This is a genomic window from Oceanobacillus sp. FSL K6-0118, assembly GCF_038006665.1.
Lineage (GTDB): Bacteria > Bacillota > Bacilli > Bacillales > Amphibacillaceae > Oceanobacillus > Oceanobacillus caeni.
In genome coordinates this window covers 1,588,623-1,601,620 of record NZ_JBBOVR010000001.1, presented here as the reverse complement: position 1 = coordinate 1,601,620, position 12,998 = coordinate 1,588,623, and the positions used below count along the sequence as shown (strand labels likewise).

General features: G+C 36.6%; 12 protein-coding genes, 1 tRNA gene and 1 riboswitch. Of the genes, 3 read left to right on the top strand and 10 right to left on the bottom strand.

Annotated elements, in window-relative coordinates; genetic code table 11:
- Positions 1 to 10: 10 nt before the first annotated feature.
- From MHI02_RS08270 to MHI02_RS08260, 3 genes are all read right to left on the bottom strand, one after another.
- On the bottom strand, positions 11 to 496 hold the full coding sequence (locus MHI02_RS08270) for a small multi-drug export protein (protein WP_047183607.1): 486 nt from the start codon (positions 494 to 496) through the stop codon (positions 11 to 13).
- A 168-nt stretch (positions 497 to 664) separates the two neighbouring features.
- Positions 665 to 1,663: a biotin synthase BioB gene (gene bioB, locus MHI02_RS08265; RefSeq protein WP_047183606.1), complete on the bottom strand. Its 999-nt coding sequence runs from the start codon at positions 1,661 to 1,663 to the stop codon at positions 665 to 667.
- 47 nt (positions 1,664 to 1,710) lie between these two features.
- The gene (locus tag MHI02_RS08260; protein WP_047183605.1) at positions 1,711 to 2,289 is read right to left on the bottom strand and encodes a biotin transporter BioY; all 579 of its coding nucleotides are present in this window, start codon (positions 2,287 to 2,289) and stop codon (positions 1,711 to 1,713) included.
- A gap of 404 nt (positions 2,290 to 2,693) precedes the next feature.
- Positions 2,694 to 2,795: riboswitch (SAM riboswitch) on the top strand.
- Between the two features lie 199 nt (positions 2,796 to 2,994).
- Here MHI02_RS08260 and MHI02_RS08255 point away from each other — a divergent pair.
- A complete protein-coding gene (locus tag MHI02_RS08255) occupies positions 2,995 to 4,110 on the top strand; it encodes a methionine biosynthesis PLP-dependent protein (protein WP_047186622.1) in 1,116 nt (371 codons plus the stop codon).
- 191 nt (positions 4,111 to 4,301) lie between these two features.
- Here MHI02_RS08255 and MHI02_RS08250 read toward each other — a convergent pair whose 3' ends face one another.
- From MHI02_RS08250 to MHI02_RS08225, 6 genes are all read right to left on the bottom strand, one after another.
- Entirely contained in the window at positions 4,302 to 4,490 is a 189-nt protein-coding gene (locus tag MHI02_RS08250; RefSeq protein WP_047186623.1) for a hypothetical protein, read from the bottom strand.
- A gap of 79 nt (positions 4,491 to 4,569) precedes the next feature.
- Positions 4,570 to 4,962 carry a hypothetical protein gene (locus MHI02_RS08245; RefSeq protein ID WP_047186624.1) on the bottom strand — a complete coding sequence of 131 codons (393 nt, stop codon included), beginning with the start codon at positions 4,960 to 4,962 and terminating at the stop codon, positions 4,570 to 4,572.
- 15 nt (positions 4,963 to 4,977) lie between these two features.
- A complete protein-coding gene (locus MHI02_RS08240; protein ID WP_341165843.1) occupies positions 4,978 to 6,135 on the bottom strand; it encodes an MFS transporter in 1,158 nt (385 codons plus the stop codon).
- 410 nt (positions 6,136 to 6,545) lie between these two features.
- Positions 6,546 to 7,658 carry a transposase gene (locus MHI02_RS08235; protein ID WP_341165842.1) on the bottom strand — a complete coding sequence of 371 codons (1,113 nt, stop codon included), beginning with the start codon at positions 7,656 to 7,658 and terminating at the stop codon, positions 6,546 to 6,548.
- An 11-nt stretch (positions 7,659 to 7,669) separates the two neighbouring features.
- Complete coding sequence (tnpA, locus tag MHI02_RS08230) at positions 7,670 to 8,068, bottom strand: IS200/IS605 family transposase (protein WP_216883782.1); 399 nt, start codon at positions 8,066 to 8,068, stop codon at positions 7,670 to 7,672.
- Positions 8,069 to 8,232: 164 nt separating this feature from the next.
- On the bottom strand, positions 8,233 to 10,272 hold the full coding sequence (locus tag MHI02_RS08225) for a catalase (protein ID WP_047184240.1): 2,040 nt from the start codon (positions 10,270 to 10,272) through the stop codon (positions 8,233 to 8,235).
- 178 nt (positions 10,273 to 10,450) lie between these two features.
- Here MHI02_RS08225 and MHI02_RS08220 point away from each other — a divergent pair, with 178 nt between their 5' ends.
- Complete coding sequence (locus tag MHI02_RS08220; protein ID WP_341165841.1) at positions 10,451 to 11,860, top strand: ISLre2 family transposase; 1,410 nt, start codon at positions 10,451 to 10,453, stop codon at positions 11,858 to 11,860.
- A 222-nt stretch (positions 11,861 to 12,082) separates the two neighbouring features.
- Positions 12,083 to 12,155 (top strand) — tRNA-Val (locus MHI02_RS08215).
- A 178-nt stretch (positions 12,156 to 12,333) separates the two neighbouring features.
- On the opposite strand, the gene MHI02_RS08210 is transcribed toward MHI02_RS08215, so the two are convergent.
- On the bottom strand, positions 12,334 to 12,768 hold the full coding sequence (locus MHI02_RS08210; RefSeq protein ID WP_047186222.1) for a hypothetical protein: 435 nt from the start codon (positions 12,766 to 12,768) through the stop codon (positions 12,334 to 12,336).
- Positions 12,769 to 12,998 lie beyond the last annotated feature (230 nt).

Below are 12,998 nucleotides of genomic sequence, written 5' to 3'. Positions count from 1 at the left end.
TCACCCCTTCTTAATTTCCATTAAAGTAATTAATAATGCCTTTGTCCTTTAAACCAATAAAGTCGATACCGAAATATAATAAAACAGTAAAAACGATACTCCAGGTCGTAATACTAATCGTTATCCAAATGAATGTTTTCTTTTTCGTTCCACCAAATGTCATACTAGCTAAGGCGGTTAAATGGCTTCCGGCAACTAATGGACCGAACATTGCTAAACCGGGCAACCCATATTTCTTCCACAAGTTTTGTGCTCTAGCGGATCGTTTACTTTCTTTTGGCTTCTTATCTTTTCTACGTTTACTTCTCCAAGCTTTAAACTGATTGACGAACATAATAAGAAGTAATACGGTTAACAAATTTCCAACCAACCCAATAATCATTACGGGTACGATGGACAATCCCGAAATAATGGCAATTGGAATCACTCCATATGCTTCAAAAAATGGTGCCGCTGCTAAAATAAAAACTAATACATATCCCCAAAGTGCTTTCATAAAAAATTCCTCCCAATGTATTTAAGTGTTAAGGTGTGTATATCTATATAAACACTATAACACTGTTTTATTGAAAAGCAAGCCTATTTTCTAAAAATTGCTTTATTTAGGTTATCAAGAGTTTAGGGAATTAAAAAACCCGTCTATCCAGACAGGTTTGATCACTGTTTATATTTGTTTTTCAGGTACTTCATTATAATCAATTTCAAAACCTAGATCTTCAATCATCTTATGATCAGCAGTGCTTTCTTGGCCTTCTGTTGTTAAATAATCACCAACAAAAATAGAGTTAGCTGCATATAACCCTAATGGCTGCAAGCTCCTTAAGTTTACTTCTCTACCACCAGAAATACGAATTTCCTTCATTGGATTCATATAACGAAACAATGCTAATACTTTTAAGCAATATCTTGGATCCAGTTCTTCTGTTCCTTCTAATGGAGTTCCATCAATTGCATGTAAGAAGTTAACCGGAATGGAATCCGCATCGATAATCTTTAGACTTCTTGCCATATCAATGACATCTTCTTTTGATTCCTTCATCCCTACAATAATACCAGAGCAAGGAGAAATTCCTGCACTTTTCGCAGTTTCAACTGTATCTACACGATCGTCATACGTATGAGAAGTTGTAATGTTTGGATGATGCGCTTTAGATGTATTGATATTATGATTATAACGGTCCACACCAGCTTCTTTTAATTTCTCTGCTTGTTCAGGCTTCAATATACCCATGCAAGCACAAACTTTTAAATCATATCTTTGCTTAATTTCTTTAACTGCAGAAGCTACAGTATCCACTTCACGATTACTCGGTCCCCTACCACTTGCAACGATACAATATGTTCCAGCATTTAATTTAGTTGCTTGATCTGCACCACTTAGTAATGATAATTCATTTACAAAAGTGTATTTGTCTACAGGTGCTTCCGAAACAGAAGACTGGGCACAATACCCACAGTTTTCTGGACAAAGCCCAGATTTTGCGTTAATAATCATGTTCAATTTTACTTTATTTCCATAATAATGATGTCTTATTTTATAAGCGCCTTGTAATAATAACAAAAGTTCCTCGTCTCGACTATCTAAAATGGACAATGCTTCCTCGTCTGTAATTTCCTCCCCCATAATGACACGTTCTGCCATTCCAAACCAATCATTTACCATTCCCCATACCCCTTTCTCTTATAAAATATCTCTCTACAAATAAACCATTAAGCAGTCTTTGTACTACTTAAATTTCTAGATTTATAAACTTTCCCATAAATCCGGTATGCTAATCCGCCAGCCAATATAGTTAAAATAATATCTTTTGGAAGTGGTGCTAACATCCATAACCACGCCACCGCATAGCTAAATCCTTCAGGTGCACCAAACCATAATTGATATGCAAAGTACATCCAGGTCGTTCCAAATACATAGTTAATTGCCATACCAACTATGGAAGCAAATACGAAATTTGCTTTTGTAGCTCTCTTCTCCGTTATTTTCCCTACTAAATACGCAACAATGATATAAGATACTACAAATCCAAACGTAGGGGATATAACCGAAGATGGCCCTCCCGAGAATTGTGCTAAAACAGGGGCCCCTGCTAACCCAACCAAGGCATATACCGTCATCGAAATAGCTCCTAACCTACTTCCAAGCAATAGACCTGACAAAATACAAAAGAAAGTAGTTAACGTAATAGGAACTCCTCCAATAACGATAAATGCAGTAATATTAGCGCCAATAGCCATAAGAGCAGCGAACAGACCCGCAAGCGTAATATCGACAGCTTTTAATTTCATAAAAATCTCCTCCCTAGACCTATAAAAATGGACTCTATTAAATTTATATTCTGAAAATATGATATTTTATTTTCTTCTAATTGTCAACCGTTAACTATATAGGGTTGACGAACGAGATATACTTCCTTTGCTAACATTTATAGATATTGAAATGTGATTTGGTCCATGATAGCTTTTTCACGGACATTTTTACTGCGCTGGGTGCTAACTTTGTCCGTGAGAACTCTTGTCACGGACTTTTCCTCCCTACTAAATGATGACTTTGTCCGTGTAATAGGGAAATTATGTTTATGAAGAATGATTCTATGTAAAAACCTTCTATGTAAAAAACAAAAAATTACCAAAATTCTTATTGACAATTAATACGAATACGTGTAGTCTAATATTTAACTGAATATCCAAATTTCTTATCCAGAGAGGTGGAGGGACTGGCCCTTTGAAGCCTCGGCAACAGACTTTACAGAGAACTGTGCCAATTCCAGGAGCATCATGCTTGTAGATAAGAAGAGAAAATAGCCATTGTGCATCAACCCTCTTCTTATCTATAGGAAGAGGGTTTTATTTTAGCATTTGATTCATGTGAAAAATAAGATCAGGAAATAGTAATTAGCAAACGAATATTAACGTAATATTACTATTGATTATCCTACGATGAAACAATAGGGCTTCCTTGCAGGGTCCACTCATTTATAAGGAGATGAAAAAATGTCAGACAAAAGTATAGAAACGAGATTGGTTCAATTAGGCAATAAGAGTGATCAATCAACGGGGGCTGTCAATCCACCTATTTATTTATCGACGGCATACCAACATCAAGGACTAGGCCAATCAACTGGATTCGATTACAGCCGAACAAAAAATCCTACAAGAACCATATTGGAAGAGGGCTTTGCTGATCTAGAAAATGGAGATAGCGGATTTGCATGTAGTTCTGGCATGGCAGCAATCGAGCTCGTTCTTTCTTTGTTTAAACCTGGGGATCAGTTGATTGTTCCTAAAGATATTTACGGTGGTACCTATCGCTTGCTTCAACATTACGCAGATACATACCATATTCAAACGACATACACCGATTTTGAAAACAATCAGCAAATCGAGCAATTAATCACCGAAAATACAAAAGCCATATTTCTCGAAACGCCAACGAATCCATTAATGCAAGAAATTGACCTTGCCCAGATTGCAGCTATCACCAAAAAACACAATCTTTTACTGATTGTAGACAATACGTTTATGACCCCCTACTTACAGCGACCTCTTGACTTAGGTGCAGACATTGTTGTTCACAGTGCGACAAAATATATCGGGGGACATAACGATGTATTAGCTGGTTTAGTTGTTGCAAAAGGCAATGAAATTTGTGAAAAATTATCCTTCATCCATAATGCATCTGGTGCTGTCCTTTCACCTTTTGATTGTTGGCTCTTAATAAGAGGATTAAAAACACTTTCATTACGGATGGATAAACATGTAGAAAATGCAAAAAGCATTGTTTCTTATTTAAAGAACGAAGCCTTGGTTAGTGACGTATATTATCCAGGTAAAGGCGGTATGCTTTCCTTCAAATTACAAGAAAGCCAATGGGTGGATACATTTTTACAAAATCTTCAAGTTATTACATTCGCGGAAAGTCTTGGTGGCGTCGAAAGCTTTATTACTTATCCAGCAACTCAAACTCATGCTGATATCCCACTGGAAGAACGCATAGAACGAGGAGTAGATAATCGACTATTACGTTTTTCAGTTGGAGTTGAGAAAGCAGAAGATTTAATTCAAGACTTAAAACAGGTATTTTCCATTTTAGCTAAGGTGGAAGTATAAAGAAGACTAACCATCGGTGTGGGGTTTCTTTCATCCCCCACTGATGATTTCCCACCTTTCCCAAAAGCTTAAGATCGGAGTCTTACTGCCCGTTTAGGTGGATAAATAAAACAAGGTAATTCATACCTACTGAAAGGAAGCCAACAAACGCTAATGCATGTATCGGCTCCCTTTCTATCACTTATTCTTTTTTAATCAGAGTTCAATTTCTTTTTAATTTCCTCTACATCCGTATTACTGTAAACGGATGTTTCTAGACCTCCTGTTGATGCTAGTAATGCCTTTACCTCATTATAGGATAGTCCAGATTCCGCATTCTTTCTTTTTACTTCTTCAATATCAGTTCCTGCAACCGTATATTTTTCTTTATTTTCTTCCACTTTAGTCACCTTCTTTTTTATAGTTTATGCTATTTCTTCTTTTCTAACCAAAAAACTGGCCAATCTATCTTAGCCAGTTTTAATTATGTGTTCCCATAGACTCACTCGATTCGTCTATTTTATATTTTAAAAATTCATAGTTTGAAGTCGGTTCTTTTTTCACAATAACACCATCATCATTTCTATACACCTCATATTTCCGATATTTTTCAACCATATAGCCATCCTCTTCATAAGTATCTACCAATTCAAGCTCCACACTTGACATGGCAGGAGTACTTTCTTGTTCCAAGTGAGCATAAGCTTCAATGGATTCCTCCTCAATTTCCTTTTCGATTTCTTCGCGAATGGTAGGTGTTGAATCGACGTGTAAATCAGGAACGAAACCATGGTAGTTATTTTCAGGTTTTTCTAAATAAGCAACAAATCCAAGAATTGCTATAACCCCAATAGCTAGAAGTATTTTTTTCATTTTCCCTTCCCCTTCCTAATAAGACTTCGTTGGACTTGGAGATTGCAGTTTTGAATAACCAATCAGTGTCAAAACAACCATTCCTATCAAAAATGCAATAAAATAAGGTGAAATAAAGCTACGAATAATACCTGTAAAAAAGGTACTGAAAATCATCCCTAACGAATAAACTGCTGACATAACGCCAAAAGCTCTCCCATGCCCTTCACTTGAAACAACATCCGTTAATGCAGTAGCCATCGCCGGCATCATAATTCCAAAAAAGACACCAATAAGGAAAACCAATATGCTTAATGATAGAAGAGAATTAAATAGTGCAAACAAACTTATACACATTCCAAATAACCCGAGGATCAACCGCTTCACAGGGTCGAACCTATTAATAAAAAGCAATGATAAGGATATAAACGTTCCAATACCAAAATAACTAAATAATTGTCCAGTAACCGCAGTAGATAAACCTTTTTCTACCGTTAAGTAAGGAATTTCATAAATAAGGACCCCATGAATATACATCACCGCAAATCCAGTCAAAAATACAACCTGAAGACCCGGTGTAGTTAAAACATCCCACAGACTCAAAACTGTTTTTGAGTTCCTTTTCATCATAACAATTTGTCTTTCATTTATAAATTTCATCGTATAGATAGAGGTTAAAATTAATCCAGAACCTATTACGAAATACGTATTGGCATACCCTATCGACACACCTAGTTGTCCTCCGATTACAGGAGCTACGATACTAGCAATCGTTCCTAGTATTCCATTAATTGCCATGTTTTTTCCTTGCTGTACACTATTTTTGGCATATCCCGAAAGTAATGCCATTGCTGCTGGAATTAAAAACGCTAACGAAAATCCATTCATGGCCCTAAGCATTAACAAGCTAACCGTATCACCAACAACACCATGGGCGATGAACAAAATGCCAGACACAAGTAAAGGCAGAGTAATAAAAATTCGCTTTCCAAACCGATCAACCAAAGGACCAGCAATCAAATTTCCAGTTAAATTTGCCAACTGTGAAACACTAAGCATAATACCAATTAATACACCTGACGCACCTACCATCGCTGCATAAGGAGTGAAAATTGGAGATTGGATACTCATGATTAAACTAATGAAGAACATCACTAATAAGATATGTAATTTGTCTACCTGCGCTTCTCTCAATTTTTTCACCTCAAAATATTGTATGCGGGTGATAAAAAATTAGACGAGCTTTTCAGAATCTAACATTTCATTTTTTTGAAAAACTGGTATTTGCCAAGCTTTATAGACATATACCTTAAATGCACTTATTCAAATCTTTACGGTAGAACGAGTAATCGAAGCTCTAGACGGGAAAGATTTCCTTCCCGCTAAATAGAAAATGCACCACCCATAGTTGGATTGAATCCAACAATGATGGTGCCTTCTCCTTAAACGTTTATGATTAACATATAATTCTAAACTCAGTGAACTACCCCCTCTTACCATCCTTACGGGTTGCTTGAAGTGGGGGCTTCTTGGGTAATCGCCACTTTTGGTAGCTGACGAATTTGACCAAGCTAACCCTCTTGTTCCAAGAGTTTATTTTTTTATCAGGCACTTTCTAACAATCGAATGCCTTCTTTTTTGATATTGAGTGCTGAATTGTAATCCCTATCAAGGTTTAGTCCACATGCACATTGATAAGTGCGTTCTGATAATTTGATTTCTTTTACTGCCCCACATTTCGAGCAGGTTTTTGTAGAGGGGAACCATTTATCTATTTTGACAAGTCGTTTCCCTTGTTCTTTTAATTTGTAGTGTAAGAAAGAAGTAAACATCCCCCACCCATTATCAGCGACACTTTTACCAAACTTTAGTGCTTGTGACATCCCCTTCATGTCTAAATCTTCAATCACAACAGCATCATAGTTAGTTACTAGTTCTTTCGACTTATGATGAAGAAAGTTCTTCCGTTGATTGGCGACCTTCTCCCCGATTTTAGCTACTTGAATACGTTGTTTATTCCAATTAGAAGAGCCTTTCTTTTTACGCGAAAGTTTACGTTGTTCCATTGCTAATTTATCAAGCATTTGTCGATAAAACTTAGGGTAATTGGCTTTCTCACCCTCGCTATCGACAAACAACCCATCCATCACAAAATCTAACCCGACTACTTTTTCAATTTCTTTGCTTTCTATCTCCTTCTCGTACTCTGTAAGAATAGAAATATAGTATTTTCCTGATGAGGTCATAGATAGGGTACAAGATTTGATTTTGTATTCTGATGGTATCTTTCTATGTTGCTTGATTTTGACCATTTTTAGTTTAGGTAATTTGATATGACTATCCAATAACTGAATATTACCGTTTACAACATTTGTTGTGTAGCTTTGCCTGTGTCGTTTACTTTTGAATTTCGGGAATTTGGCATTTCCCTTGAAGAATGCTTTATATGCCTTATCCAAATTTAGTTGTGCGTTCGCTAACGCTAATGAATCTACCTCCTTTAGCCATTCGTACTCTTTCTTGTATTTGGCAGGAGTAGGGTTCTTCACCTTTTTTAAGGCATCTTTATCCTCTTTTAATAACTCATAAGTCTCTTTACGTTCAGCTAACATCTTGTTGTAGACAAAACGGACACATCCAAACGTTTTGCGTATGATCAAAGCCTGTTCATCTGTTGGATACAATCTAAACTTGTACGCTTTATTTTGTTTAGCCATATCAAATCACCTCACTTTATCCCTTGATTTTCAATATATTTTTTCACCACTTCAATTGGTGAACCACCAGTCGTCAACAAACAAAAACTTCTTGACCAAAACATTTCTTTCCATAATTTTTTACGAACATGAGGAAAATCCTTCTTGATAAGTCTTGAACTGGCACTTTTATAGGCATTGATGAATTTCGATAATTCACTGTTAGGTTGTGCTTTGAACAAAATATGAATATGGTCCATATCGTGGTTCCATTCAACTAATGTAATATTATACCTTTCACTCAATGTCACAAATTTATCTTTGGCATAATCTGAAATGGTATCATCTATTACTTTTCTACGATACTTCACGACTAACACAAGATGATAATACATCGAGAACACTGAATGGTTATTACTATCTAATTTCATTTTTATATCAATCCTTATGTTTTATAAGACTGATTATACCTTAATGAACAATAAAGGCAAAAGAAAAAGCCTTGGGGCTGTCGCCCAACCGAAATTCATCTCCCCCTTATCATTGGGCTACGCCCTTCACACGCTTGAAGAGGGAGACTTCTTTCGGAAGTGCGTTAAACAACAGAACGATTCCAATGACGGTGAGCCGCTATTGCCTCTTTAAATTCCTTTGAAAACTTTCTCATATCATTCCCTACCACGACACCAGGATTTCCAACAAAGTGATTTACCTCAAACCATTTAATACCTTCGTGAGTTGCCCCAATCGGCTTATAATGAGAAAAAGCTTTATCAATAAAATATGCTGCATCTTTATTAAACTTTTTGCTTGTTTTACTTCCATTTATCATATATACCGCATCAAATAATACTGAATTCGTCGTTTCAAACGTATTATCTACTTCAAGTTCGGTACCTTTATTACCTACTACTTTCCCAAAGTTTTCGCTAATGATTTCAGGTTGAATTCCAGATGACTTTAATGCATCTAATACAAACAACACATCCGATTCAGGAAATCCATCTGTCAGAATTACAGCTACTTTTCTTGTTTCTACTGTTTTCTTCGTATTTTCCAAGCTCAAAGCTGGGGATGTTTTTGTTATGTTCGAAATCCCGCTTTTAGGCGGTGTTAACCCCAAATACGTGGCAATTTCCGTAGCTAATTGCAAATTAACATTGCCAAACATATCAACAACCTGCTGCTTCACAGATTCACTATGCACCTTACCTAATTCAAACTGAAACGCGTTTATAATATGTTTTTTCTCCGCATCGCTCATGCTATTCCAAAACAATGTGGCTTGAGAAAAGTGATCGGCAAAACTTTCACTTCTCGCCTGAACTTTTCGTCCTTCTACTTTTTCTTCATAATGTTTAAATCCACCTTCTGCCACACTTGCTTCAGCAGGTGTATTTCCCCACAACGTATTTTTATGATAGCTTACTTTCCCAACATTTATCGTTTGGCGATGATACCCATCACGCTGATTATTATGGAATGGACAAACCGGCCTATTAATCGGGATTTCATGAAAATTAGGACCACCAAGGCGGATTAGTTGTGTATCGGTATAAGAAAAAAGACGTCCCTGTAATAATGGATCATTGGTGAAATCAATTCCTGGAACGACATGACCGGGATGAAAGGCCACTTGCTCTGTTTCAGCAAATACATTATCGACATTACGATTCAATGTCATTTTACCTATGATTTTCACCGGTACATCTTCTTCTGGCCAAAGTTTCGTTGAATCTAAAATGTCAAAATCAAATTTAAATTCATCTTTTTCTTCAATAATTTGAACCCCTAATTCGTATTCAGGATAATTTCCCCTTTCAATATTTTCCCATAAATCACGACGATGGAAATCAGGATCCCTACCCGCTATTTCCTGCGCTTCATCCCAGATTAAAGAATGTGCACCTAATGTAGGCTTCCAATGGAACTTAACAAAGTGTGCTTTCCCTTCATCATTCACAAAACGAAAAGTATGAACGCCGAAACCTTCCATCATCCTGAAACTTCTAGGGATAGCACGATCAGACATAAGCCACATCGTCATATGGGCCGACTCTTGATTCGCGACGACAAAATCCCAATACGTATCATGTGCAGAACTAGCCTGTGGCATTTCATTATGTGGCTCCGGTTTAATGGCGTGGACAATATCAGGAAATTTGATTCCATCTTGAATAAAGAAGACGGGCATATTATTCGCAACTAAATCATAATTTCCTTCTTCCGTATAAAACTTCGTTGCAAACCCACGCACATCCCGAAACGTATCCGACGATCCACGATTTCCAACTACCGTTGAGAAACGGACAAAAACCGGCGTCTTCACAGTTGGATCCTGTAAAAACTTTGCTCTTGTATACTGCTTCATACTCTCATAAACTTGAAACTCTCCGTGCGCTGCATACCCACGTGCATGTACTACTCGTTCAGGAATTCTTTCATGATCAAAATGCGTCATTTTTTCACGAAAATGAAAGTCCTCCATCAAAGTCGGTCCACGTACACCTGCTTTTAACGAAAATTCATCCTCAGACACCTTTAGTCCTTGATTTGTTGTTAATTTTTCCCCTTTATCATGGACACGAAAAATTTCCAATTGTTCATCCTTCTTATTTTTTCGATCATTAGTCATTAATCACAATCCTCCTCCCAGTAAATAGTATGAACGCCTATGATAAAGGGTGATAAAACAACAGTGCTATGTGTAAAATAGTTCTCGGGGATTTGAAACAAAATTCTAGAAAAAAAAGAAAAGGCGCTCTATCATAAATGTATGCTGACCGGCAAATACATTTGAAAGAGGCCTTTTCATGAATACAATTATATCAAAAATCAGCGAATTATTAAAGGATACAAATGATTTAATTGACTTTGAGGAACATGTTCAAATTTATGTATATGATCTCCTTACTAAACTGATGGGGAGCGTATTTACACAACTTAATCAAACGATAAAAAGAAGAATGCAAAGTAAGGGTTGGACGGTTGAACGAGAAGATGAAAAGACAATTCAGTTTATCTTTGGGGCAGTTCGTTTTACGCATACATTAATGCACGATATCAATGGGAAAGCGCATTATCCTTTTGATGAGTGGGTTGGATTTAGAAAATATCAGCGACATAGTCCTTTAGTTGAAGTAAAAGTGGCAGAGTTGGCTAGTGAGAGTACGTACCGAGAAACGGCACGCATATTAGGTGAATGGACCGCAGTAACTCTTAGTCATACAACTGTGGGAAGTATTGTGAAACGTGTTGGGAAGGCACAAGCGCGAGCTGATGAAGAAATGTTAGCGGAATTAGAGGAAGCTGCTTATTTACCAAAGGGAGATGAGTTGGATTTTTTATTTGCCGAGGCAGATGGTGTATTTGTGCGTGGAACAAAGAAAAAGACAAGTCATGAAGTCCATCATGCGATCATTCATGAAGGTTGGAGTAAAAATGGGAAGCGTATTTCCCTAAAGAATCCACAGGTCATCATGACAACCAAACCAACGAATGATTTTTGGAAAGAAGTCCAGGCGTATACAGCTAATCATTATTCCTTAGAAAACACTCAAGTTGTCACCAATAGTGATGGTGGTCCCGGTTATACGGCAGAACGTTTTCAAGAGGCTTTCTCACAGTCTAGTTATCCTGTTTTAAATCAATTGGATTCCTTTCACATTTCTAAAGCACTGAATCGAACTTTTGGAGTTAAAAAGAGCGAGTTTAAAGAAGGTGTACAAAAGGCAATCAAAGAACACGAACTGGATGATTTCATACGTTGGATGGATACATTGGAGAGCACTTTAGAAACGGATAAGCAGTTAGAAAAGGCCGAGGATTTTCGTAGATATATTGGCGGTAATTGGGATCGAATTTTTGATTGGAGAGAAAAAGTTGAGAATCCACCAAAAGAGGCAAGGGGCATGGGTGCAATGGAATCCAACCAACGACATATTTCATTCCGAATGAAAAAGCGTGGAATGCATTGGAGTTTAGAAGGTAGTGAGGCAATGGTGAAGATCAAACAAGGGATTCTAAATAAAACATTACGATCCGTCTATTTGAGAGACCAAAGGCGAAGTGTAAGAAAACAACGAGACGTGAAAAAAGTGGTTCGTATGACTGAATTTCTACGCCAGGAAACCCAGCCGTCAATTGGAGCAAAACAAGGTAAAATAAGCCTAAATACAGCTCATTCATCAGCTATTGGACAGTTAATAAAAAGTTTTAGATAACACCCTGATTTTTAGGTAAGGTTCTTGGTTTTTAGAACGTTACCTAAAAATTGGGGACAGCAAGCGACAAGGGTCGCGCGGTAGCCGAAAAAGTGTACAAAAATAGAGTGCCGGAAATATTGGTGTGAAAGACACACCGAGAAAAACTTGACACATACACAACAGTGTAAAAGATTGACAGATTGCTAAAAACAGATTATATTGAATATATTGGTTAACAACGATTCCATAGCTCAGCTGGGAGAGCACTACCTTGACAGGGTAGGGGTCGCTGGTTCGAGTCCAGTTGGAATCATCTGAAACAAAAGCCTGAATCTCTTGTGAATCAAGGGGTACGGGCTTTTTTTATAGTCCAAAAATAGTATTAGTTTTTTGAAATAGAAAAAGACGATCCAGCTTAGATCGCCTTGTTTTACTTGCAGCATATAGTGAATTATGTTTCAACAATTGCACCGATAGTTGAATACCGAGTATTATTTCATTCTTTCCAAAATTAAATAGTCCTTCGTTTTAAATATCATTATATCGTGTTTCTCTGCAAATCCAATTAAATGTTCATACGCTTCTTGAGGTTCAAGTACAGATAATCTAATGTTGATTCCTTTTTTCACCTTTATAATTGCAGACTTTTTAGCCCACCCGACACGTATCAATTTCAGTTGATTTACTTGGCCTGGGTAAATTTCCTTTTGAATGATAGGTTTATTAAATAATAATATTTCATATATTAAATGGTCGGTGTGGATGGTAAATTTAAAACGAAAAGAAGCTAACCCTATTGCGATTAATAAAATGAATAAGAATAGCGATAAAGAGCGTCCGTAATAAGTTGACAATACATCCCACAATATAATAATAAATATAGTACTAAAAATTGATATCCTTTGCGAATTTATATTATACTCCACCGGAATCCCCCTCTCCCAAAGAAAGAATCAATTTACTAAACTATCCCACTGTCTTAGTAAAAATAGAACGCCACAGGAACATTGTTAAATTAAAAAACTATTTTTTCTAACAAGACCCTCTTAAAAATTACTGCAATACTATTAAGTTTTTTCTTCACCTGTTGGAAATCTAAAATCAAGAATATAATAAATAGAATAAGCTGAATAAGTCCATAAAAACCTAAAAATCA

Excerpts from the sequence above, each read along its gene's own strand:
- MHI02_RS08270 (WP_047183607.1), bottom strand. The coding sequence starts at position 496 with ATGAAAGCACTTTGGGGATATGTATTAGTTTTTATTTTAGCAGCGGCA.
- MHI02_RS08260 (WP_047183605.1), bottom strand. The coding sequence starts at position 2,289 with ATGAAATTAAAAGCTGTCGATATTACGCTTGCGGGTCTGTTCGCTGCT.
- MHI02_RS08225 (WP_047184240.1), bottom strand. The coding sequence starts at position 10,272 with ATGACTAATGATCGAAAAAATAAGAAGGATGAACAATTGGAAATTTTT.
- MHI02_RS08255 (WP_047186622.1), top strand. The coding sequence starts at position 2,995 with ATGTCAGACAAAAGTATAGAAACGAGATTGGTTCAATTAGGCAATAAG.
- bioB (WP_047183606.1), bottom strand. The coding sequence starts at position 1,663 with ATGGTAAATGATTGGTTTGGAATGGCAGAACGTGTCATTATGGGGGAG.
- tnpA (WP_216883782.1), bottom strand. The coding sequence starts at position 8,068 with ATGAAATTAGATAGTAATAACCATTCAGTGTTCTCGATGTATTATCAT.
- MHI02_RS08245 (WP_047186624.1), bottom strand. The coding sequence starts at position 4,962 with ATGAAAAAAATACTTCTAGCTATTGGGGTTATAGCAATTCTTGGATTT.
- MHI02_RS08220 (WP_341165841.1), top strand. The coding sequence starts at position 10,451 with ATGAATACAATTATATCAAAAATCAGCGAATTATTAAAGGATACAAAT.
- MHI02_RS08235 (WP_341165842.1), bottom strand. The coding sequence starts at position 7,658 with ATGGCTAAACAAAATAAAGCGTACAAGTTTAGATTGTATCCAACAGAT.